Origin of the sequence: Thermomicrobium roseum DSM 5159 (genome assembly GCF_000021685.1) — a bacterium.
GTDB lineage: Bacteria > Chloroflexota > Chloroflexia > Thermomicrobiales > Thermomicrobiaceae > Thermomicrobium > Thermomicrobium roseum.
Genome location: NC_011961.1, coordinates 815280 through 836150 on the forward strand (window position 1 = coordinate 815280; position 20871 = coordinate 836150).

Genomic DNA, 20871 nt, shown 5'->3' on the forward strand with positions numbered 1-20871 from the left:
TGCGAGCGGATAGCGACCGGCCGGGGCGACAACTCGCTGAACCGGCCAATCGCATCGTCGTCCTAGTATCCGAATTATTCCCCGTCGCCGGTCGCCATCGCCGCCCCTGGCTGCTCCCACAAGCGGTGGCGCGCCGTCTCGGGCAAGAACAGGAGACCGACGATCAACCCCAGGAGCGGCAAGGCGATCGGATAGACCAGCGCCCACATCAAGTTTCCGGTCGCAGTCTGGATCCACGTCGTGACGTACGGGACCAGTCCACCGCCCCAGCCATTGGCCGCGTTCTGGACGACGCCCAGGGAGGTATAACGGACCTGCGTGGGGAAGTACTCGGCCAACAGAGCTGGCAGCGGTCCCCACACCATCGCCGCGATCAGCATCAGGCCCATCACGGTCAGGGCGGCCGGCCAGTACTGCAGATTGTCCTTCTGCGCGAACCGCCCGAGCAGCGTATAGAGTGGGTAGAAGCCGACGATCGCCAGGACGAAGCCAGTGAGGACGATCGGCTTGCGGCCGATCGAGTCGGAGAGCCAGCCCATGACGATATGCAGCACTGGCGCCACCAGCAGACCCGGCAGAAGGACCTTGTACGTCGTGATGAGATCGAGCTTCTGCGCGGTCTGCAGGAAGAAGAGCGCCCAGAAAATCGCGGTATACCAGGCCACCGCTTGACCGAACGAGACGGCTGCCGCAATGAGTACCCGCCGCAAGTTCTCGCCCGTGAAGGTCACCTTCAAGGGATTCTGCACCACTGCACGCCGCGCCTTCAGTTCAGCGAACATCGGCGTCTCCTGGAGACGCAGCCGCACGTAGAGCGAGATCAGGACCAGCACAAGCGAAAGCAGGAACGGTATGCGCCAGCCCCAGGCTCGAAACGCCTCCTCACCGAGCGCCGTCCGCACACCCAGCACCACGAAGAACGAGATGATCAGACCGTAGATCGCCGCCGGGCTCAAAAGACCCGTGTACAGCCCACGCTTCCCGTCCGGCGCGTGCTCGGCCACGTAGGTCAGCGCACCTCCCCACTCACCCCCGACACTCAACCCCTGGATCACCCGCAACAAAAAGACCAAGATGGGAGCGAGCACCCCGATCGTCGCGTAGCTCGGGATCACGCCGATCAGTGCCGTCCCCAAACCCATCCCGAGCAAGGTCAGGATGAAGACCCGCTTGCGCCCGATCTTGTCCCCGTACCAGCCGAAGATGATCGCCCCGAGTGGCCGGAACAGGAACCCGATGGTAAAGATCGCGATGGTATTCAGGAGCGCCGCGACCGGGTGGTCCTTGGCGAAGAAATGCGTCGCCAGAATCGCCGCCAAGCTCCCGAAAATGTAGAAGTCATACCACTCGATCGCCGACCCGACCGTCGAGGCGCCGATCACGAAGGCCAGATAGCGCCGATCGTTGTTCACCGCACGCATCGTGCCCTCTCCCTTCCCGAACACTCGACTCTATCTCCTCCTTGCCGACGTCTGACCCTATCACGCGTTCATCACAGCATTACAACGAGTCACAGCGGCTGCACACATCAGTGATGCATCGAATTACTGTTTCGTTCGCTTCTCAGGACGTCGCTATGATACGCCGGTAACACTCTGCTGTCAACAGGTGACTCGTGAGTTGGCTCCATCTGGACGCCAACCAGGGCTCGAACCTGCTTTCGTTCTGTTGTTCAGCAGGAACAGTCGCAAATGCGCGGCCACAAGGCAAAGAGTGCGTTCATCGTCGGGCAGGGAGCCACGAGCGCCCACCCTCGCTGATCTTTCGTCGTTCCGAACCGTCCCCGTCCCATCGTCGCCCGCGATGACAAACGAACTCGTACCCTACCCGAACCTGGTTTCACAATGCCCATTATTTAAAGTGCTCCGACTCTCTTCGTCAAGCACTCGAGCACGCTCGCGACGCTCCCGCGAACCCGGCGCCTACCCGATCCACTCCTGCTCTCACGGCTGCTTATGCTGCCCGCACACGCGAGCCGTGCTTCGTGCTGCCCCACAGCGCTGTCCGATCGCCGTGCGGCCACCCACTCGAGTCGGTAACATTGCACGACACCACGTCGCGCACCCCGCCCACCTCGAGCGACGAGATCGAGCGCTGGCCGACCGGTTCCCCTCACGTTTTCCGCACTGCGCTCCCCCGTCCGGCACCTCGCCGGCTGCTGTGCCCTGCACCTCTGCACCTGTCACCATCGTCTTCCAGCGACTCTCTCCGCTCCCAGTTCCTCGCCGCAGACCGCCTGCTCGTCCCCGCGGTCGACCGCTGAAACAGCGGCACTGTGCTCCCGAGCGAAGCCTTGCACCGACCGAGCAGCCAGGTTTCGTCAGCGCCTGCTCGTTCAGCGTAGGCCGCGGGTGGTCCGATCTCCACTGGCAGCATCAGTCGTTACGGCCCGACCGCTTTGCAGCGACGACGATCTACCTTCGCTCCGCGCACCCTGCTCGTACAGGGTGATACGCACGCTGCTGTCGGTTCCGTTCGCGAAGTCGAATCCTGCGGCCTCTCCTCGGGCACCCTCGCGCTGTCGGTCCCCTCAGCCGCGTGACCCCGGCACCCAGCGAGCCCGTACCACTCCGCGTGGCAATACCCGGTCCCAACCAGCTGGTCGCGGCTGCGAGCCGCGTGCGCCAGCAGAACCTCTTGCGTTGTCCCTCTCGCTGCATTAGAATATTCGCGTATGCGAATGAAGCTGCAACCGGAAGGAGGCGAAGGGTTTGAGCAGTGACGAACGCGAACGCCGGCGCGAGCTCTACCGTCTGCAGGCCATGCTCTGTCAGGTGCTCGCCGATCCGACGCGTATCGAACTGATCGAACTGCTCGGTGACGGCCCCAAGGCGGTCAAGGAACTGGCTCACGCGACTGGCCAGCGCCAGGCCAAGATCAGCCAACACCTGGCCGTCCTCCGCCAGCGCGGTCTGGTCCACGCGCAGCGGGTCGGCACCGAGATGCACTACTCGCTGGCCGATCCACGCATCCTCGAGGCATGCCATCTGACCCGTGCCCTGCTCCTCGATCAGCTGCTGCGCCAGGGTGAACTGGCCGAATCGGTCCTGATGGAACGGAGGTGACACGCGTGCCCCTCTACGAATACCGCTGCCGAGTCTGTGGCTACCGCTTCGAGAAGCTCGTCCGACTCTCCCAGGCCGATCAGCCGATCGCCTGCCCCAACTGCGGTACGAGCGAGACCGAGCGTCTGCTCTCCGCGTTCGCTGCTCGCACCAGCGAGGGTGCCTCGAGCGCGACCAGTTGCTCGACCGGTGGCGGCTGAGCCATCCGCTGGTGATGCGGGCCGTGGGCTCGCACGGCGAGCGGCTTTGAGAGGAAAGACAACGACGCGCGGTGCGGAAAGGAGGAGTATCGATGTTCACTGGTCGCTACGGCTTCGGAGTCGATCTCGACCGCCCCTTCGATGAAGTCCTGCCTAAGGTTCAGGAAGCGCTGAAGGAGCAAGGCTTCGGCGTCCTCACCACCATCGACGTCAAGGAGACGCTCAAGCAGAAGCTCGGACACGACATGGAGCGGTACGTCATTCTCGGTGCCTGTAACCCGCCCCTCGCGCACCGGGCGCTCGAAACCGAACGCGAGGTCGGTCTCTTGCTTCCCTGCAACGTGGTCGTCCGCGAGGTCGACGGCAAGACTCGTGTCGAGATCGCGGACCCCAAGGCCATGCTCGGCATCGTCGGTAATCCCGCACTCGACGAACTGGCCAACGAGGCGCGCGCCCGCCTCGAGCGAGCCCTGCGCGCTCTCGAGGCCGCCTGAAAGGAGCACTGCGATGTTCTTCCAGCAGATTCTCCGTACCGATATCGGCTGCGCAGCCTACGTCGTTGCGTCCACTGACGCCGGCCTGGCCGCAGTGATCGACCCCCGCATCGACATGGTCGATGAGATCCTCGACCTCCTCCAGCGGGAGGGACTCCAGCTCCGCTATATCATCGAAACGCACAATCACGCCGATCACGTTTCCGGGCATCATCAGCTCGCCGCTGCGACCGGCGCGACGATCGCCGTCTCCGCGCTCGCCGGGGTCACCTACCCGCATCTGCCGCTCCATGACGGTGACGAGCTGGAGTTGGGCGAGGTCGTCCTCCGCGCCATCCATACGCCTGGACATCGCCCGGAACACATCGTCATCGCGGTGATCGACCGCTCCCGCAGCCGGGATCCGTGGCTCGTCCTCACCGGCGATACGCTCTTCGTCGGTGATATCGCTCGCCCCGATCTCGCCATCGACGGCCAGGAAGGTGCTGCCGCCCTCTTCGATTCGCTCCACCAGCGCCTCCTCCAGCTTCCCCCCGGTACGCTCGTCTTTCCTGGTCACGTCGCCGGCTCGTTGTGTGGGCGGGTCAACAACCGCATGACCGGAACCACGATCGGCTTCGAAGCGCGCAACAACCCGGCACTGCAGATCCTCGACCGTCAAACCTTCATCCGCTTCATGAACGAGAATCTCCCCGAGCGCCCGCCGAATCTCGCCCGCATCGTCGAGCTCAACCGCGCCGCTGAGCCACCGCGGATGGGTACGGCGACACCGCTCACTCCTGCTCGCGTTCGCGAACTCATCGAGCAGGGTGCCGTCGTCCTCGATGTCCGGTCGCCTGCCTCCTTCGCCGCGAGCCACATCCCGGGTGCCATTTCCGTTGCCCTCGACGGCGGGCAGTTCCAGAATCGAGTCGGTCTGGTCGTTCCGCCCGACCGATCTCTCGTTCTCGTCGTCGAGCGCGAAGAGGATGCACACCGTGCCGTCCAGATGCTCGCGGTCATCGGCTATGACCAGGTGGTCGGCTATCTCGCTGGCGGGATGGCCGCGTGGGAACGTGCCGGCTTTCCCTATCGCACGTTGCCTGTCCTCACCGTTCACGACCTTGCCCGCTGGCGCGAGGAGGACCCCACCCTGCAGATCGTCGACGTCCGCGAGCCGTCCGAGTGGGCTGAAGGACACATTCCGGGCGCTCGGCACATCCCGTTCTATCGTCTACCGGAGCGCTGGACCGAACTCGATCCCTCGCGCCCGATCGCGCTCGTGTGCGGTGCCGGAACCCGTAGTGCGCTGGCAGCGAGCCTGTTGCGCTCGCGCGATTTCCCGCGGGTCTACTCGGTCGAGGGCGGTATGGACGCCTGGCGCGCCGCTGGTCTCCCCACGACGCGGGGAGCCGTGGTCACGGCTTGACCGATCGGTCGCTCGCCCGGCTGGCCGGTCGATGCGCCAGCCGGGCACCTCGTTCCCTGGGCGGCTGGTACCGAGCGAGCCTTCTCGACCGACTCGAAAAGAGAATGCAGAGAAACGGGGAACGGAGGAATCGATGTTGACTCGACTGTTCGGCCCACGCGTTCCGGAACTCACCCCCCACGAGGCACACGAGCGCCTGCAGGCCGGGGCACTCCTCATCGACGTGCGCGAGCCGGACGAGTGGCGAGCCGCCCGCATTCCCGGCGCACGGCTCATTCCCCTCGACGAGTTGCCCCAACGCGTCGGTGAACTGGACCGGAATCGGGAGATCATCCTCGTCTGCCGGAGCGGCAACCGCAGTGCCTCGGCCACGGCTTATCTGCAACGAGCCGGCTTTACCAAGGTCCGCAACCTCGCTGGCGGCCTCATCGCCTGGGCCCGGGCTGGTCTCCCTGTGGTGCGCTGAACGATCGTCGTGAACGGAGCGGGGCGCTTCCCGCTGCGCCTCGCTCCGTTCGTCTGCGATCCAGCGCGAGTGAGGAAGCTCGGCGCTCTCGCCGCCGAGACCCAAGCTGACTCACCGCTCGCTGGTCCCCGTTTCCCCTCCTCGCCGGCTTCCGACGGGACCAGGATTTCGATTCAAGGCGCGAGCGAACGCAGATCGACACGCTCGTCCGCGAGGAGCGCGCGATCGACTCGCGCCATCGCCTCCACCAGGCGCCGTGCTGGTCGCATCTCGCGCGGCCGCTTCACGATCACTGCCCCGCAAACACGCCCGTCTTTTAAGTAGAAGGCTGTGAAGGACGGAGCGTCCAGATCGCCACGCACGACGAGTTCATCCCATTCGATCGGGTAACCGTACTGCTGGATGGTCAGATCGTACTGATCCGACCAGAAAGACGGTACCGGCGCGTACGTCTCGGGACGCCCAGCGACTCCCTTGGCGACGCACGCACCTTGCGCCAACGCGTTGTCGAAGTGCTCGACCCGAATCGAGCGCTCGATCACCGGATGCCACCAGCGCGCCACGTCACCGGCGGCCCAGACGCCCGGGACACTCGCCGCGCAGGTCGCATCGACGACCACACCGTCCTCTATCGTCAGCTCGCCCCTGATCGCCGGCACGGCTGGCCGGACGCCGATCCCGACGATGACGGTCTCGGCGGGGAGGCTCGTGCCGTCGTCCAGGAGAACCCGCTCCACCCGCTCTCGCCCCTCCAATGCGATCACCGTCCGCCCCAGGTGGAGTTCCACACCAGCTCGCTCGTGCACCCGCGTGATCGCGGCTCCGATCGTCTCGCCGAGCGCTCGACCGAGCAGAACTGGCAACGTTTCGACCAGCGCAACCTGCTTCCCCAATGTCCGCGCGCTCGCCGCGACTTCGCACCCGATGAACCCGCCACCGATCACGACGACGCGCTGCGCAGACGACAGCGCCGCTCGCACCCCTCGTGCGTCCTCGAGCGAGCGAAGCACGAAGACCCCCGGGAGTTCTGCCCCCGGTACCGCCAGCCGGTTCGGTACCGCCCCAGTTGCCAGCACCAACTGATCGAAGCCGATCTCCCTCGCGGCACGCGTGCGGGCCACCCGGCGCTCGAGATCGATCTCCTCGACCGGATCACCCAGAACCAGCTCGATCGTCCGTTCCTCGTAGAACGCGACCGGCCGGAAGAGTATCTCGCTCTCCGTTTTCTTCCCCAGGAGATACTGCTTGGAAAGGGGTGGTCGCTCGTATGGTGGCACCGGCTCGGCGCCCACCACAGTGACCCGTCCCTGGTACCCCGCCTCGCGGATCGCACTCGCGAACCCGAAGGCTGCCGCTCCAGCTCCCACGACGAGGCAGTGCTCGACCATGGCAACCCCCTTCAGCGCACCGGATCAGCGCCCGAGCACCCGCTTCTTCCTCGTCGCGACCGTCGTTCCCCGGTCGACGACGCCAGCGGCCCCCGCATGCTCCAGGCCGACCGTGGCGTGGGAATTCACCAGAGAGCGGCCACCGGAGCCGCTCGGCCGGTCGTCTCGATACAGCGATCCGCGAGACCGGTCGGCGAGAGCAGGCCCACGCCACCTGTCCTGGTCGCGACGTCACACGGGTATGATCTCCCTGCCCAACGGTGACACCGATCGCCGAGGAGCCTCTGCTCCTGGCCCATGACCACCCTGCCGGAAGATCCGTGCTTCGGCCTCAGCCTTCACCGACCGCGCGGCTGGCGTGAAACGTACACCATCCCATCCCGTACGACCACCTCGTAGACCGGCAACGGTTTGGTCGCCGGGAGACTGGTGACTCGTCCGGTCGCCAACTCGAACCCCGAGCCATGCAAGGGACAATAGATCACGCCATCCTCCAGATCCCCCTCGGCCAGTTCTGCCTCTTCGTGCGTGCAGATGCCGTCGACCGCATAAAGCCGTTCCCCGAAGCGAACGAGCAATCGCGGCGCTCCGTCGACCTCGAAGCGCACGATCGTCGCCTCGGGCACCTCGGCCAGCGGCTTGACCGGCACGAAATCGCTCTCACTGGCTTGCTCCTGCACGGGAGCAGCGCCAGGGGCAGCTGGCTCTCTTTCCTCGGCAACGTCGGCCGCTCGACGCACCGCGACCCCGAGATCCCCCTGGAAACCGATGCGCTTGTGTGTCCCGTCACAGAACGGCTTCTTCGCCGAGCCGCCGCACCGGCACAGCCAGATCTCTTCCCCTTCGTACGGGATCTCGTTTCCCTCGTGATCGACCAAGATGACGCGCCCTTGCACGTGATAGGGACCATTCTGCCGAACCGTGATCCGAACCTCGCTCACCGCTTACCCTCCGGGGCGATCGATCCCTATTGGCCTTCAACGCAACTATAGCGTTGCAGAACGGTACCGACGAGACGAAGCCGTGAACTGCGACGACCCAGTTGCGAGCGCGATGACCGCCCCTCGTCCGCATCGACGAATCCGGCCAAAGACCACGGTACTGGTTTCCAGTACATCTCTGCCGCACCACGATCACTGATCGAACAAGCAGCGACCCAGCGAGCCGTACACACCGCGACTGACTTCGGGAGGGAGTTCCGTCGTCTCGCAGCCAGCACCCCGACTCGGCTGTGCAAACCCGGAACGTTTAAGATTTCTCGACACGTGGCCAATACAGGGAGAGCTCCACCAGAAGCGGTCGAATGGTCCCGGAGCGCAGACAACCGACCAAAAGCCCCGAGTTGTTCGCCAAATCGTCACACAGATGCGCGAGCAAGAACCGTACCGGATCGAGGCTCGGTCGTTTGCGGATGTAGTCGACACTCGCTGTCCCGAGAAGGCTCGCTCCAACGAGCACGGAAAGCCACCGCCCGAACCCTCTGCGCCGGAAGATGACCCCGGCGACCAGGACGGGCCAACTGTAGTAGCGACTGATCGTTCGCCCCATCCAGTAGAATGCAACCAACATGCCCCGCAACTCGGCCAGCACCAGTTCTCCGAGCGATACCGGAGCTCGCAACCGTCGGATCCGCTGGAAGGCAACGAGTACATCAGCGAGCAGCGGCAGCATTGCGAGCATCACCAGGCCTTCCTGTCGCCCTGCCCCGATCCCACAGCCGATGCTCGCCAGCATGGCAGCTGGCACCGTCATCCGATGGCGAGAGTGTGGATGACGCTGCACCAGCACTACTTCGGAGGACGCATAAGCAGCGCGTCGGTGCAGGAACGGCCAGAGCCGATCGCGGTGATCGTGGAGAACGATACCCGCTGGTCGATACAGAACCCGTCCTCCCCGTTCGCAGAGCCGCCAGACGAGATCCACATCTTCGCCTGGATGGATCCGTGCGAATCCGCCGACTTCCAAAAGTGCCCGACGCCGCACCAGCAGATTAGCTGTGACGAGGTAGGGCACCGCGCCGCGCGGTCGCACCCGTGCCGGCTCCGGCCCGTGCGTCAGCGGTGACTCCACCGCCTCGTACCGGTCGAGCCATGAGTCGTCGTCAGCTGGCAACACGGCACCCCCGACGGCGACGACACCGGTCCGCACGAACTCCGGCACCAACTCGCGCAGCCAACGCGGATGTGGACGACAATCGCTGTCCGTAAACGCGAGAATCTCACCCCGCGCGAGCTCCGCACCGTGGTTCCGGCATGCTGCGGCACCGACCGGCGCGGGCAGGCGAATCACCCGCAGCGGCAAGCGATTCCGCCACGTTTCCGCCCTCGCCACCGTGTCATCGGACGACGCGTCGTCGACGACCAGGATCTCGAGTCGCTCGCGCGGGTAGTCGAGGCACTCGAGCGCCGCCAGGCACGCACTCAGTTGAGCCGGTCGGTTGCGCACCGGAATCACCACGGACACGCTCGGCAGCATTTCGTCCGGCAGTGACCAGACCAACCGGACGAGCCCTTCGTCAGCCAGCCGTTCGAGGAAGGAAATCACCGTCTCCCAGCGAAGGTCAGGAAAGCTTTTCACCACGCGACCGACATCAGGGTCCACCCGTAATTTCTCGAGCAGCTTCACCACGCGGGGCTGAACGCGCAGCAGGCGGAGTGGACGGGTCGCGATCAGCCAAGCCGCGTCACCGCACTGCACGACACGCAGGCACGGTGAGAGATGACAAACTGCCGTGCCTGCGGGCTCCGGATCATGGCGTATGCGACCGATACTGCCTAATTCCTTCGCGCTCGCCATGGAACTTCGGCCTTGGCGCACGGAACCAGAATCGCCGTTATCGCGCCGCGGGGACGACCGCCGCACGACGCGGGCTCCGGACCGGCCTCGGGTGCACGCGGAGCGGCAACACGACATCGGTCGGACCAGTTTCCGGTGCAAACACACATTCAGGATCCGGTGCCTCGAGCGGCGTACCGGTGAAGTACTTGACCGCGAAGCACCCGCTTTGGCAGCGCGCGTAGGCCGAGCACTGCTGGCAGGTCGAGCCAGCTTCCCACTCGCGCAACCGACGGAAGAGCGGCGAGTGGCGCCAAATCTCGGTGAACGACCGCTCGCGAACGTTTCCCGCCTTGAACTCTTCGGTCAGCACGAACGGACAGGCATAGACGTCTCCACGCGGATCGACGCAGCAGACAATCCGCCCTGCACCACACATGTTGAGGCCATCGAGCGGCTGTCCGAGGGCGGATAGATGAAAGAACGAGTCACCCGTCAGAACATCCGGATGCTGGAGGAGCCACTCGTACAGCTGGTGGCTCTGCGCACGTGTCAGCCGCAGTTCGTTCCATACCGCACGACCACGCCCCGAAGGGCGCAGTCGTGTCACCCGCAATTGCGCACCGTACGACGTGGCGAGCGCGTAGAAGTCATCCAATTGCTCGAAGTTCCGCCTGGTCAACACGGCGTTGATCTTGAACGAAAAGCCTCGCGCTGCGAGGAAATCCATCGCGCGTCGGGCTAGTGCATACGAGCCAGCGCCACGGATCGCATCGTTCACCTCCGCTGTCACACCATCGAGGCTGATCTGTACGTCGAGATATGGCGTCCGCGCGATCCAGTCCGCCACCGCTTCGTCGATCAAGCTCCCATTGGTGCTGAATTTCACCCCGATGCCCCGCGCGATGGCATATTCCATCAGTTCGACAAAATCCGGTCGGAGGAGCGGCTCACCACCTCCGACGTTGATGTAAAACACTCGGAGAGCCGCCCACTCGTCGATCAAGCGCTTCGCTTCCTCGGTCGTGAGCTCGTCCGACGCACGCTTCCCCGACGAGGACAAACAGTGCACACAGTTGAAATTGCAGGCGTAGGTGATCTCCCAGGTCAGACAGATCGGCGCAGCCAATCCGCGGCGGAGCACCTCAGTCCACATCGACGACCCCCCTCCGGCGCAGCCCCTCCAGGAGCGGGAGGAGCTTCCCCAACGCGTCGTCCGGCAACTGGCCAGCCGCCGCGAGGCGTTGCGCCATCTCGCCGATCGTCTCGCTTCCAGTCCCCTCCACGAACGGTACCAGCCAAGGCGGAATGAAAAAGAGCCGACGCTCATGATACGTATAGGCGAGCGCCCCGAACGGTTCGGGCCGGAGTGCCGCTGACCGCGCTAGTCGGGTACGGTTGTCCCAGCGCATCCCCTGGATCAATACACCCCACACATGCCGTCGATGGTGATCTCCTTCACCAGCAACTCGACTAACTCCTCGCTGAGTTCATCTTCTTCGACCGGTAGGGTAGCTTCTTCCATCTCTTGCTCTTCTGCGACGGGCGCCCTCTGCACCATCGTGTCCAGCATCGCCTCCATGGTTGGCTCCTCCGTTTCGCTCGCGCCAACTTTCGGCCTGGAGAGATCAGGTCATGCCGAATACCGACGCGCAGTATAGCCGCCCCATAGGAGCGCTGTCAACACTCTGCGAGAACGCCGCCACGATTCCTCTGCGAAGACGTGCCCCGAGTAGCCAGAGATCCGTAGTGACTATGGAAGGGTTGACTCCTTTCGGGCTATCTGCTATACTATCATCAGCAATAGTTCTCATTGGAGAGCATGCAAAGAGTGCCCTGTGTGTGGTCGGTTGATTGGTGAAGGGAGGAGCCAATGAAGACGAAGGCAGCTGTGCTCCATGGTCCGACCAAGGTGTTTAGCATTGAAGAATTGGAACTGGATGAACCCAAAGCCGGTGAAGTGCTCGTCAAGATGGTCGCTACCGGTATCTGCCACTCCGATTGGCACTTTGCGACCGGCGACCATCCCGCACGCTATCCCATCGTCCCCGGCCACGAAGGCGCCGGAATCGTCGAGCAGGTCGGTCCCGGCGTCACCGAGGTGCAACCTGGCGATCACGTGCTCCTGACCTTCATCCCTCCGTGTGGCAAATGCCGCTGGTGCCTCACTGGTATCCCCGTCCTCTGCGATCGCGGCGCCCAAGCGACCATCGGTGCCCAACTCGACGGCACCTTTCGCCTTCGCACCACGGATGGCCAGGAGGTCGGCCAATTCGCCATGATCGGCTGCTTCAGTCAGTACACGGTTGCACCCGTCGATGCGATCGTCAAGATCGACCCCGATATCCCGCTCGACAAAGCCTGCCTCGTCTCCTGCTGTGTTCCCACCGGTGTTGGCGCCGCTGCGAAGCGTGGCGAGGTCCGTGCCGGTGAAGTCGTCGCCGTGTTCGGCCTCGGCGGCGTCGGCATGAACGCCGTCCAGGGCGCGGCCCTCGCCGGCGCCTCCAAGGTCATCGCCGTCGATGTCGTCGACTGGAAACTCGAAGCCGCCCAGGAGTTCGGCGCAACCCACACCATCAACGCCAAGTACGACGACCCTGTCCAGCGCATCCTCGACCTCACTAACGGCGTCGGCGCCGACAAAACCATCGTCACTATCGGTCACGTCGAACCCGAACACATCGGTATCGCCTACCGCGCTACCCGCAAGGCCGGCCGCTGCGTCGTCGTCGGCCTCGCCCCCATCGCAACCGACTCCATGAAGGTCCCACCCGCCGATCTGGTCCTCCTCGGCAAGGAGGTCGTCGGGACCCTCTACGGCCACGTCAATCCCCGCGTCGACTTCCCCTACCTCCTCCAGCTCTACCGTGCCGGCCGCCTCAAGCTCGACGAACTCGTCACTCAGACCTATTCCCTCGACCAGATCAACCAGGGGTACCAGGACCTCCTGGAAGGCCGCGTCATCCGCGGGGTCGTCCTTTTCGAATGAGGGACGTGCCACGTGCATCGCAATTTGGCACAACCAGCTCCACCGGGCAGTTGCCCGGTGGAGCTTCTCGCGCCGCACGATCCATCGTAACGTTCGGCCCAATCGGTGAGCCGCCACGGCACCCCTATCCGGCCGACTGGTCGCCCTTTGTCCAGCCCCTCCGCTTCTCGCTCTCCCATCACCACGGTGTCGAACACGATCGGCTGCAGCGCCCAGCGACACGCCTTCTCGGCAGCCTTCCGAGGCGCTCGCTCACCCCGCCGCACGCGCACCATAGCGATTCAGGGAGGGAATATGGCTAGTACACGCGAGTGGTTCGAGTCCGTTGCCGAAGCACAACGCCGCGCCAGGAAGCGACTCCCACGCTCCGTCTACGACGCCATCATCGCCGGGAGCGAACGGGGAGTCACGCTGGCGGACAACGTCGCCGCTTTTTCCGAACTCGGCTTGCGCCCCCGCGTCGCCGCCGCTCCGGCCCAGCGCGAACTGGCTACGACCGTCCTCGGGTTCCCCATCCCCTTTCCGGTCCTCATCTCCCCAACCGGTGTCCAAGCAGTCCACCCGGACGCTGAGGTAGCCGTCGCCCGGGCCGCCGCCAGTGCCGGCACGATCATGATCTTGAGTTCCTTCGCTAGCAAGCCGCTCGAGGAGGTCGTGGCTGCCAATCCCCTCACCTTCTTCCAGATCTACTGGCTCGGTACGCGCGACCGGCTCCGCGCACTCCTCGAGCGCGCCAAAGCTGCCGGCGTCAAAGGGATCGTCGTCACGCTCGACTGGTCGTTCGCGACTCGTCGAGATTGGGAAAGTCCTTTCATTCCCGATCGCCTCACCCTTCGCAACATGATAAAATTGGCACCGCAAGCGCTCGCTCGCCCAGCTTGGCTCTGGGCTTACCTGAGGCGAGGAAAACTCCCCAATCTCACTGTCCCCAACTTGGCGCTTCCCGGCCAGCGCCCACCCACCTTCTTCGAGGCCTATTTCGAGTGGATGCACACTCCACCACCTACCTGGACAGATCTCGCCTGGCTCCGTAAACAATGGGACGGCCCCTTCCTACTCAAAGGGATCCTGCACCCGGAGGACGCCCGCCGCGCGGTCGCTCTCGGCGCCGACGCGATTTCAGTCTCCAATCACGGAGGCAACAATCTCGATGGCGCCCCAGCATCCATCCGGGTCCTTCCGGTCATCGTCGAAGCCGTGGGTGGTCAGATCGAGATCCTCCTCGACGGCGGTATCCGCCGAGGTAGTGACGTGGTCAAAGCGCTCGCGCTCGGTGCCCGCGCCGTCTTGATCGGCCGCGCCTACCTGTGGGGGCTCGCTGCCAATGGCGAGGCGGGCGTGCGCAACGTGCTCGAACTCTTGCGCAGCGGTATCGACGAGACGCTCCTCGGCATCGGCAAGGCCTCCGTCCATGACCTCGGCCCCGACGACCTCGTTATCCCACCGAACTTCTCCGCTGGCCTCTCCACGACGGTGGCACATTGGCGCTGTCGCGACCCCTCTAGCCATCCCCTCCCGCTCTGATCCTTTCCCTTCACCAGCCCGGAGCACCCCGCTCGGCCCCGTTGGCGCAGCCTCCGGCAGGCCTTCGCACCGCGTAGTGCGTGAGTTCTCGTCGCAGGGCAGCGCCTCACTCGCAAAGGCATGTTTCTCCTCGCATCCCATCCAGGCCAACGCATCGGTCAGGTTCGCTCACGAGACGCTCGTTCCGACGATGCTCTGATCGGCTGATGCGACCTCGCCGAACTCACCCCGTCGCACCACGCATGTCGCGTGCCGATCGCCCCCTCCCTCGCGATTCCCTGACCACTGCCACCATATTAAGAACGCGAGACGCTCCACCTCCGGTCTCCTCGCGCGAGACTACCCCCTCACCGAGGGCCTCGTTGGTCTCGCTCGTTCTCCTATCCTGAATCCACCCATTGACGACACTTCAGGACTGATGTTACTGTACCTCCAGTGTCGGCGCGCGACTCAGCCGGTTGTCGGATCCGGTCACAGCCGCTCCAGAGCGCCGAAGGGGGGACACCATGAAGACGCGGGCTGCTGTGCTCTGGGGCCCCACGCAGCACTTCGAGATCGAGGAACTGGAACTCGACGAGCCGAAAGAGGGGGAACTCCTCATCAAGCTCGCCGCCACCGGGCTCTGCCATTCTGACTGGTACTTCGCCACGGGCGATAGCCCCGGCCGCTATCCGATCGTCGCCGGGCACGAGGGTGCGGGCATCGTCGAGAAGATCGGCCCTGGCGTCACTGATTTCCGACCGGGCGATCACGTGCTGCTGACTTTCATCCCTCCATGCGGCAAATGTCGCTGGTGCTTGAGCGGCATCCCCGTGCTCTGTGATCGTGGTGCCAATGTAACTATTGGTGCCCAGCTCGACGGCACTTTCCGCCTTCACACTCAGGACGGCCAGGATGTTGGTCAATTCGCTATGATCGGCTGCTTCAGCGAATGGACGGTCGCGCCCATCGATGCAGTCGTCAAGATCGACCCGGACATTCCACTCGACAAGGCCTGTCTCGTCTCCTGTGCTGTCCCCACTGGTGCCGGTGCTGCGATGTTCCGTGCTGGTGTTCGACCCGGCGACACGGTCGCGGTGATTGGCGTCGGCGGTGTCGGCATGAACGCCGTCCAGGGTGCCATGTTGGCCGGTGCAGTCCGCGTCATCGCAGTCGATCGTGTCCCTTGGAAGCTGGAGAAGGCCCGCGAGTTCGGCGCAACCCATACCATCGATGTCAATCGCGAGGACGTCGTCCAGCGCATCATGGAGATCACCGATGGCGTCGGCTGCGACAAGGTCTTGCTCACGCTTGATCACGTCAAGCCGGAACATGTCGGTCTTGCCACCCAGGTCACCAGAAAGGCCGGACGAACCGTCATCGTCGGCGCCTCTGGCCGAGGGATGGATCACATCGCCGTCACGCCTCGGGAATTCATGCTCCTCGCGAAGGAGATCGTCGGAACGATCTTCGGACATTCCAATCCTAAGGTCGATATCCCTCGCTTTTTCGATCTCTACCGAGCCGGTAAGCTCAAGCTCGACGAACTCGTTACCAAGACCTACTCGCTCGATCAGATCAATGAAGGCTATTGTGATGTCATCGAAGGACGCGTGATTCGCGGTGTGCTCCTTTTCGACCACTGAGCACACCGCACCCGCTCGCGGTCCGGAAAGCCGCGAGCCCTCGAGCAGCACACTCCTCGCGAGGTGACCCGGCCCTCGATCGGGGCGACTCGGAATCCGAGTCGCCCCGATCTTTCCCCAGGGGCAGCACTCTCTTTCTCTTTTCCACCGGTAGCAGTGAGGAGCGATCACTCTCGCCCACGATCCATCGTCTCTGCCTGACGATCCACGGTTCAGCGCTCGCAGAAAGTCCTGGCGCACCATGTCACCACGCGCACTCCGCGTTCGTCGTGGGACGGCGAGCCCCCTCCGAACCGCCGACGGCACCTGCCGCTGAGCCGGATGACCCACACCTCTCCATACGGATCGCGCGTGAAGTGCATTCGGCCAGGCATGCAACAGCGAATGGTCATCGTGCGACGTTATCCCTGCCGCTTTCACCACGTATAAGGAGCACTCGGCCAACTCGTATCCGATGGCACCTCTGTATCTTTGCTCCCGACCGCACACAGCACACCATTAGCTGTCGCTCGCTTGCCCGACGGTTCGCTCGTCGGAACGCAAAACAGCCGCTGTGGTGACGCAGCTCGATTGGTCGGGTTCCCTCCTCATCGAGCATTCACGACGGAGCAGGAAGCACCAGATCAGTCCTTCTTGCCCCCTGTCCGTGAGAGAACCTCAGGAGCAGCCCTTCACCGATGCTTGGTCTTCCGATGCGACACGACTCGCTGGCAGCGGTGCCGCCGTCACCCGCACCACCGACGGACGGTGCCGTCCCAGCCGGACTCGGCTCCAGGCACCTCCGTCGAACTCGCCCCACATCACCGCGACCGAGGTCCTGGATCCCGTACAGGACTCTCCCGCGAGACCCCCGCGGGGCGACTCTTCGCTCGGTCGCTGGTACCCTGGTTCACCCCTGAGATCCCAAGCAACTCGCCCGACTCGTTCCACACTCGGTCAGAGGTTCATGGAGCACACGAACCGTTCGAGTCGACCGCCCGAACCCGCCGCTCACACGGAACTCGTCGGATGATGCACTTTTCCGGTAACACCGACACCGGAACGCCGAAAGTCGCTGAATTCCCCAGACTCCTCGCGTCGTCCGCGACGTTGAATATCGTGGGCGATCGGACACCCGATCACGAATGCTCACTCATGGACCCACACGACGCTCGTCGTGCAGCGGTAGAAGCCAATCGAAGGCAACGCCCGTCTCACCGCCGCCGTCCGGCACGATCACCCGAGCTTCCGATGCCTGGTCAGTCATGAGTTCCCGGCACATCCCGCACGGTGGTACCACCTCACCCCATCGATGCACGGCGACGATCGTGTCGATTTCGGTATCGCCATCAGCCGCTGCCAGACCGATCGCCACCGCTTCAGCAGAGACCGATCGTCGCCTCCAGATGCACCGCACTGGACACCATTCTGGATCGTGTCCGCAGTGCACGACCGATCTGCTGCCAGCCCTGTTTGGAGCGCCATCCGATGATCTCGCGTGCCACCGCAGCGAGCAGACGATCGCTTTGCGTGCGTGTCATGACGCTGCTTTCCGTCCGCACCGGTCAGTCGTTCGGTCGTGACAGCGAGCCGCAACGGAAAGGCACCTTTCAGCACGCCTGCCGTGCCGCGACGATGCTGCGTGGCGCGCGATCATCGCTGACTCACCGAAAGGCGCTTCGACATGTCGGACGTCTATGGGATGAACGAGCTCGCCGATCGAGTTGCACGCCCTTGACAGCACCCCCCTCCCCCTCGCACACTCGAGCGTTGTTGCAGTGGACGGGGGATGACCGATGAGCAGTCACCAGTCGGGCCGCGAACACTGGTTCGCGATACTGGAAAGCAGTGCCCGTCTCCGCTACGGCCCAGAACGCACCACAGCGATCACCGACGAACTGCGGGGCATGGCTGACGCGCTCGCTCGCCTGCTCGTCGAGCCACTCGACTTCGCGGATGAGCCACCCTTCGACCTGCTTCCCGAAAGGCAGGTGCGGGCATGAACCAACTCCTCCACCTCCCGCTGCGCGAAATTCCCGCCCGCATCCGGCAGCGCCAGCTCTCGGTGAGCGATTTGATCCAGGCCACGCTCCAGCAGATCGAGCGCACCGAGCCCGATGTTCAGGCATGGGTCGAGATCGACCGCGATGGTGCCCTCCGCGAGGCCGAGCGACTCGACCGCTTGGCTGCTCGCGGCACGGTCCTGCCCTTACACGGAGTCCCCGTCGGCCTCAAGGACGTGATCGACGTTGCCGGACTCCCAACTCGTGCTGGCTTCGCACCGCTCGCCGACCACCCCGCCCAGGCCGATGCTGCCATCGTCGCGCGGCTGCGCGAACTCGGTGCGGTCGTACTCGGCAAGACCCACACCACCCAACTCGCTTTCGCCGACCCCGCCCCTACCCGCAATCCGTGGGCACCTGACCGCACTCCGGGTGGTTCCAGCTCCGGATCAGCTGCTGCCGTCGCCGCCCGCCAGTCTCCGCTCACCGTTGGCACCCAGACCGCCGGCTCGGTCGTCCGCCCCGCCGCCTACTGTGGTGTCGTCGGTTTCAAACCGAGCCTCGATTGGTTCCCGCTCGATGGAGTCATTCCGCTGGCCTGGTCGCTCGATCACCTCGGGATCTTCACCCGCTCGGTCGAGGATGCAGCCTACGCCTATGTCGCTCTTTGCGCTCACCAGCGACTGGAAGTGCCGCTCGCCACCGAGCCACCGCGTCTTTTCCTGCTCGTCGATTTCCTCGAACTGGCCGAGCCAGAAGTCGCAGCGCATCTTCAGGACGTCGCTCGGCGCTTCCGTGAAGCCGGGGCCCGCATCGAGGAGCGTCGCCTGCCGGTCGACGTCCACCTGCTGTTGGCCGTCCATCACGTCATCATGCTGAGCGAAATGGGTGCCCTCCACCAGCAGATGCTCGAGCGTGTCCCCGACGCCTATGGCCCTCGGCTGCGCTCAGCGGTCGAAGTCGGTCAACTCGTCCCCGCCGGTGCACTCCTGCATGCTCGTCGACTCCGCCGACGGCTCAGCACGCTGCTCGACTCTTTCCTCTCCCAAGTCGATGCCGTCATACTTCCCACCGCCTCCGGTCCAGCCCCCGACCGTTCCACGACCGGCGATCGGCGCTTCCAGGCCGTCTGGACGCTTCTCGGCACTCCGGCGCTCTCTCTTCCCAGTGGTCTGACCCATGACGGCCTGCCGCTCGCTACCCAACTCGTCGCTCGCTTCGGCCACGATCGTCATCTCTTGCACGTCGCCGCCTGGTGCGAGCGCATTTTGCCCAGCCTACCGCCACCGCCACTCGCCTGAGGGAGGCTGACGGGAGTGGAGCGCTCATGGGTGTCCTGACTCGTCCGGAGATCCTGCGCCTCATCGAAGCCGGTGAAATCGTCATCGAGCCGTTCGATCCCGACCAGGTCGGCCCGGCCTCGATCGACCTTCACCTCGGCCGCGAGTTCCGCCTTTTCAAGCATGCCCGCGAGATCCTCCACGTGACCGAGGAAACCGATCACCGCGAGGTGACCGAATTGGTGACCGTGGAGGATCACCTGCTTCTCCTACCAGGCCAGGCTGTCCTCGGCATCACCGAGGAGCGACTCACCCTCCCGGACTATCTCTGCGGTTGGATCCAGGGTCGCAGCCGCTTTGCCCGCGTTGGTCTCATGGTCCACGTCACCGCTAATTTCATCCAGCCTGGTATGATCCGGACGCGCCAGGTGCTCGAAATGAACAACGCCGGCCCTATCCCGCTCGCCATTCGCCCCGGCATCCGCATCTGCCAGATCATTCTCGAGGAGTGCGTCGGCCGCGCCCGCTATGCGGGGCGCTTCCAGGGGCAGGAACATCCCTGAGCGCCCCTCGTTCGGCCCCCTCCTCGCCTCGAGAGACCCCTCGAGCACCGCGCGGAGCAGTCCGCATGCCAGTGTCGCGAAGGAACGGCCGGGTGGCAGTGCGCTACCGGTCGGCTCTTCCTCACTGTCCCGGGCAGTTCGTCAGCGCACGATCGTCCGCCGCGTCTCGGAGAGCATCGCCTCCAGTTCCGCAGCACTGATCAGCGCGAGATCTCCCCGCACCGTCAATTTGAGCGCCGCCAGCGCGACGCCCGTGCGCAACCCGCGCTCCAGATCCCGCCCATCCAGATAGCCGTGCAGGAAGCCTGCCGCAAAGGCATCCCCGGCGCCGACCCGATCGATGACCGTCGCCCGGGGCGCCTCCGCCGTCACCCGCTCCCCCTCCCGTGTCACGGCCACCGCTCCCCCCTCGCCGAGCGTCAGCACCGTCACCCCAGCACCGAACCGTCCAGCGAGCCGCTCAGCGACCTCCAGCGCAGTCCCCTCCAGCCCCCACAGGGTCCGCGCATCGCCCTCCCCGCAAAACAAGACCGTTGCCCCCGCACAGAACGGCTCCAAAACGCGCGCGGCCTCGTCCGGCCCCCACAACCGGCTCCGGTAGTTCACGTCGAACGACACCGGCACCCCGGCTGCCCGTGCCCGTTCCATCAAGCGCTCGGCCACCGCCCGGCAACCCACGCTCAGCGCTGGGGTGATGCCCGTCAGGTGCAGCCAGCGGCCACCTGCCACGAAGTCGATTGGAAACGCCGCCGGATCGACCTGCGCAACTGCCGATCCAGCCCGATCGTAGAGCACCGCGGTCGGTCGTGGCGGCACACCCGTGTCCAGATAGTAGACCCCAACTCGCCCCCGCTCGACCCACTGAACCCAGCTGGTATCCACCCCGTGCCAGGCGAGCTCCCGCACGATCCGCTCCCCCAGCGGATTGCGCGGCAGGACCGAGGCCCAGGCTGTCCGGCGCCCCAACCGGGCCAGTGCCACGAGCACGTTCGCCTCCGCGCCACCGATCCCCACTTCCAGTCGTGTCGCCGTCTCCAAGCGCTCCCCGAGCGGAACGGCGAGCCGGATCATCGTTTCACCGAAGCTGACGACATCCCACTGCACCACGCTCT

At 64.7% G+C, this 20871-nt stretch carries 21 protein-coding genes; 11 read left to right on the forward strand and 10 right to left on the reverse strand.

Translation table 11 applies throughout. The features are described 5' to 3' along the window. Positions 1-74: 74 nt before the first annotated feature. On the reverse strand, positions 75-1421 hold the full coding sequence (locus tag TRD_RS12920) for an MFS transporter (protein ID WP_052294151.1): 1347 nt from the start codon (positions 1419-1421) through the stop codon (positions 75-77). A 1290-nt stretch (positions 1422-2711) separates the two neighbouring features. On the opposite strand from TRD_RS12920, the gene TRD_RS12925 reads away from it, so the two are divergent. The 5 genes from TRD_RS12925 to TRD_RS12945 all read left to right on the forward strand — a co-directional run bounded on the left by TRD_RS12925 (position 2712) and on the right by TRD_RS12945 (position 5633). After that, a complete protein-coding gene (locus TRD_RS12925; RefSeq protein ID WP_012642430.1) occupies positions 2712-3065 on the forward strand; it encodes an ArsR/SmtB family transcription factor in 354 nt (117 codons plus the stop codon). Beyond that, entirely contained in the window at positions 3062-3265 is a 204-nt protein-coding gene (locus TRD_RS12930; RefSeq protein WP_169302318.1) for an FmdB family zinc ribbon protein, read from the forward strand. The genes TRD_RS12925 and TRD_RS12930 overlap by 4 nt, the downstream gene beginning before the upstream one ends. A 92-nt stretch (positions 3266-3357) precedes the next feature. Continuing rightward, on the forward strand, positions 3358-3759 hold the full coding sequence (locus tag TRD_RS12935; RefSeq protein WP_012643256.1) for a DUF302 domain-containing protein: 402 nt from the start codon (positions 3358-3360) through the stop codon (positions 3757-3759). 13 nt (positions 3760-3772) lie between these two features. Then, entirely contained in the window at positions 3773-5167 is a 1395-nt protein-coding gene (locus tag TRD_RS12940) for an MBL fold metallo-hydrolase (RefSeq protein ID WP_012642407.1), read from the forward strand. A gap of 133 nt (positions 5168-5300) precedes the next feature. After that, positions 5301-5633: a rhodanese-like domain-containing protein gene (locus TRD_RS12945; protein ID WP_012643054.1), complete on the forward strand. Its 333-nt coding sequence runs from the start codon at positions 5301-5303 to the stop codon at positions 5631-5633. A gap of 173 nt (positions 5634-5806) precedes the next feature. Here the strand turns inward: TRD_RS12945 and TRD_RS12950 are convergent, their stop codons facing one another. The 6 genes from TRD_RS12950 to mftA all read right to left on the reverse strand — a co-directional run bounded on the left by TRD_RS12950 (position 5807) and on the right by mftA (position 11378). After that, on the reverse strand, positions 5807-7021 hold the full coding sequence (locus tag TRD_RS12950; RefSeq protein WP_012643163.1) for an NAD(P)/FAD-dependent oxidoreductase: 1215 nt from the start codon (positions 7019-7021) through the stop codon (positions 5807-5809). Between the two features lie 338 nt (positions 7022-7359). Beyond that, positions 7360-7962 carry a CDGSH iron-sulfur domain-containing protein gene (locus tag TRD_RS15175; protein ID WP_012643096.1) on the reverse strand — a complete coding sequence of 201 codons (603 nt, stop codon included), beginning with the start codon at positions 7960-7962 and terminating at the stop codon, positions 7360-7362. A 307-nt stretch (positions 7963-8269) separates the two neighbouring features. Beyond that, entirely contained in the window at positions 8270-9817 is a 1548-nt protein-coding gene (gene mftF, locus TRD_RS12965; protein ID WP_012643085.1) for a mycofactocin biosynthesis glycosyltransferase MftF, read from the reverse strand. Between the two features lie 37 nt (positions 9818-9854). Then, positions 9855-10952 (reverse strand): mycofactocin radical SAM maturase, encoded by a 1098-nt coding sequence (mftC, locus tag TRD_RS12970; RefSeq protein ID WP_012643017.1) that lies wholly within the window; start codon positions 10950-10952, stop codon positions 9855-9857. Then, positions 10942-11232, reverse strand: a complete 291-nt coding sequence (gene mftB, locus TRD_RS12975; protein WP_226980745.1) for a mycofactocin biosynthesis chaperone MftB — start codon at positions 11230-11232, stop codon at positions 10942-10944. The genes mftC and mftB overlap by 11 nt, the downstream gene beginning before the upstream one ends. Next, on the reverse strand, positions 11217-11378 hold the full coding sequence (gene mftA, locus TRD_RS14500; RefSeq protein ID WP_012642828.1) for a mycofactocin precursor MftA: 162 nt from the start codon (positions 11376-11378) through the stop codon (positions 11217-11219). The genes mftB and mftA overlap by 16 nt, the downstream gene beginning before the upstream one ends. Positions 11379-11669: 291 nt before the next feature. Here mftA and TRD_RS12980 point away from each other — a divergent pair, with 291 nt between their 5' ends. The 3 genes from TRD_RS12980 (at position 11670) to TRD_RS12990 (ending at position 15934) form a co-directional block, all read left to right on the forward strand. After that, complete coding sequence (locus TRD_RS12980; RefSeq protein ID WP_012642824.1) at positions 11670-12785, forward strand: NDMA-dependent alcohol dehydrogenase; 1116 nt, start codon at positions 11670-11672, stop codon at positions 12783-12785. Positions 12786-13079: 294 nt separating this feature from the next. Then, the gene (gene mftD, locus TRD_RS12985; RefSeq protein ID WP_012642495.1) at positions 13080-14309 is read left to right on the forward strand and encodes a pre-mycofactocin synthase MftD; all 1230 of its coding nucleotides are present in this window, start codon (positions 13080-13082) and stop codon (positions 14307-14309) included. Positions 14310-14815: 506 nt separating this feature from the next. Beyond that, entirely contained in the window at positions 14816-15934 is a 1119-nt protein-coding gene (locus tag TRD_RS12990; protein ID WP_012642936.1) for an NDMA-dependent alcohol dehydrogenase, read from the forward strand. A 1132-nt stretch (positions 15935-17066) separates the two neighbouring features. Here the strand turns inward: TRD_RS12990 and TRD_RS14010 are convergent. Then, positions 17067-17288 (reverse strand): cytidine/deoxycytidylate deaminase family protein, encoded by a 222-nt coding sequence (locus tag TRD_RS14010; protein WP_012642887.1) that lies wholly within the window; start codon positions 17286-17288, stop codon positions 17067-17069. A gap of 4 nt (positions 17289-17292) precedes the next feature. Further along, the gene (locus TRD_RS14505; protein ID WP_012642693.1) at positions 17293-17454 is read right to left on the reverse strand and encodes a cytidine/deoxycytidylate deaminase family protein; all 162 of its coding nucleotides are present in this window, start codon (positions 17452-17454) and stop codon (positions 17293-17295) included. A 255-nt stretch (positions 17455-17709) separates the two neighbouring features. Here TRD_RS14505 and TRD_RS13000 point away from each other — a divergent pair, with 255 nt between their 5' ends. Genes TRD_RS13000 through dcd form a run of 3 tightly spaced genes read left to right on the forward strand, consistent with a single transcriptional unit; the run spans position 17710 to position 19759 of the window. Beyond that, on the forward strand, positions 17710-17916 hold the full coding sequence (locus TRD_RS13000) for a hypothetical protein (RefSeq protein WP_041437388.1): 207 nt from the start codon (positions 17710-17712) through the stop codon (positions 17914-17916). Further along, the gene (locus TRD_RS13005) at positions 17913-19217 is read left to right on the forward strand and encodes an amidase (RefSeq protein WP_012642731.1); all 1305 of its coding nucleotides are present in this window, start codon (positions 17913-17915) and stop codon (positions 19215-19217) included. Before TRD_RS13000 ends, TRD_RS13005 begins: the two co-directional genes overlap by 4 nt. 26 nt (positions 19218-19243) lie before the next feature. Then, positions 19244-19759 (forward strand): dCTP deaminase, encoded by a 516-nt coding sequence (gene dcd / locus TRD_RS13010; RefSeq protein WP_012642383.1) that lies wholly within the window; start codon positions 19244-19246, stop codon positions 19757-19759. A 141-nt stretch (positions 19760-19900) separates the two neighbouring features. Here dcd and TRD_RS13015 read toward each other — a convergent pair whose 3' ends face one another. Continuing rightward, the gene (locus TRD_RS13015; RefSeq protein WP_226980746.1) at positions 19901-20863 is read right to left on the reverse strand and encodes a sugar kinase; all 963 of its coding nucleotides are present in this window, start codon (positions 20861-20863) and stop codon (positions 19901-19903) included. Between the last annotated feature and the right edge of the window lie 8 nt (positions 20864-20871).

What these genes read in the sequence shown, in the direction of transcription:
- TRD_RS12920 (WP_052294151.1), bottom strand. Translation starts at nt 1,421, where the DNA reads ATGCGTGCGGTGAACAACGATCGGCGCTATCTGGCCTTCGTGATCGGC.
- TRD_RS12935 (WP_012643256.1), top strand. Translation starts at nt 3,358, where the DNA reads ATGTTCACTGGTCGCTACGGCTTCGGAGTCGATCTCGACCGCCCCTTC.
- TRD_RS12940 (WP_012642407.1), top strand. Translation starts at nt 3,773, where the DNA reads ATGTTCTTCCAGCAGATTCTCCGTACCGATATCGGCTGCGCAGCCTAC.
- TRD_RS12945 (WP_012643054.1), top strand. Translation starts at nt 5,301, where the DNA reads ATGTTGACTCGACTGTTCGGCCCACGCGTTCCGGAACTCACCCCCCAC.
- TRD_RS12950 (WP_012643163.1), bottom strand. Translation starts at nt 7,021, where the DNA reads ATGGTCGAGCACTGCCTCGTCGTGGGAGCTGGAGCGGCAGCCTTCGGG.
- mftF (WP_012643085.1), bottom strand. Translation starts at nt 9,817, where the DNA reads ATGGCGAGCGCGAAGGAATTAGGCAGTATCGGTCGCATACGCCATGAT.
- mftC (WP_012643017.1), bottom strand. Translation starts at nt 10,952, where the DNA reads ATGTGGACTGAGGTGCTCCGCCGCGGATTGGCTGCGCCGATCTGTCTG.
- mftA (WP_012642828.1), bottom strand. Translation starts at nt 11,378, where the DNA reads ATGGAGGCGATGCTGGACACGATGGTGCAGAGGGCGCCCGTCGCAGAA.
- TRD_RS12980 (WP_012642824.1), top strand. Translation starts at nt 11,670, where the DNA reads ATGAAGACGAAGGCAGCTGTGCTCCATGGTCCGACCAAGGTGTTTAGC.
- mftD (WP_012642495.1), top strand. Translation starts at nt 13,080, where the DNA reads ATGGCTAGTACACGCGAGTGGTTCGAGTCCGTTGCCGAAGCACAACGC.
- TRD_RS12990 (WP_012642936.1), top strand. Translation starts at nt 14,816, where the DNA reads ATGAAGACGCGGGCTGCTGTGCTCTGGGGCCCCACGCAGCACTTCGAG.
- TRD_RS14505 (WP_012642693.1), bottom strand. Translation starts at nt 17,454, where the DNA reads ATGACACGCACGCAAAGCGATCGTCTGCTCGCTGCGGTGGCACGCGAG.
- TRD_RS13000 (WP_041437388.1), top strand. Translation starts at nt 17,710, where the DNA reads ATGAGCAGTCACCAGTCGGGCCGCGAACACTGGTTCGCGATACTGGAA.
- TRD_RS13005 (WP_012642731.1), top strand. Translation starts at nt 17,913, where the DNA reads ATGAACCAACTCCTCCACCTCCCGCTGCGCGAAATTCCCGCCCGCATC.
- dcd (WP_012642383.1), top strand. Translation starts at nt 19,244, where the DNA reads ATGGGTGTCCTGACTCGTCCGGAGATCCTGCGCCTCATCGAAGCCGGT.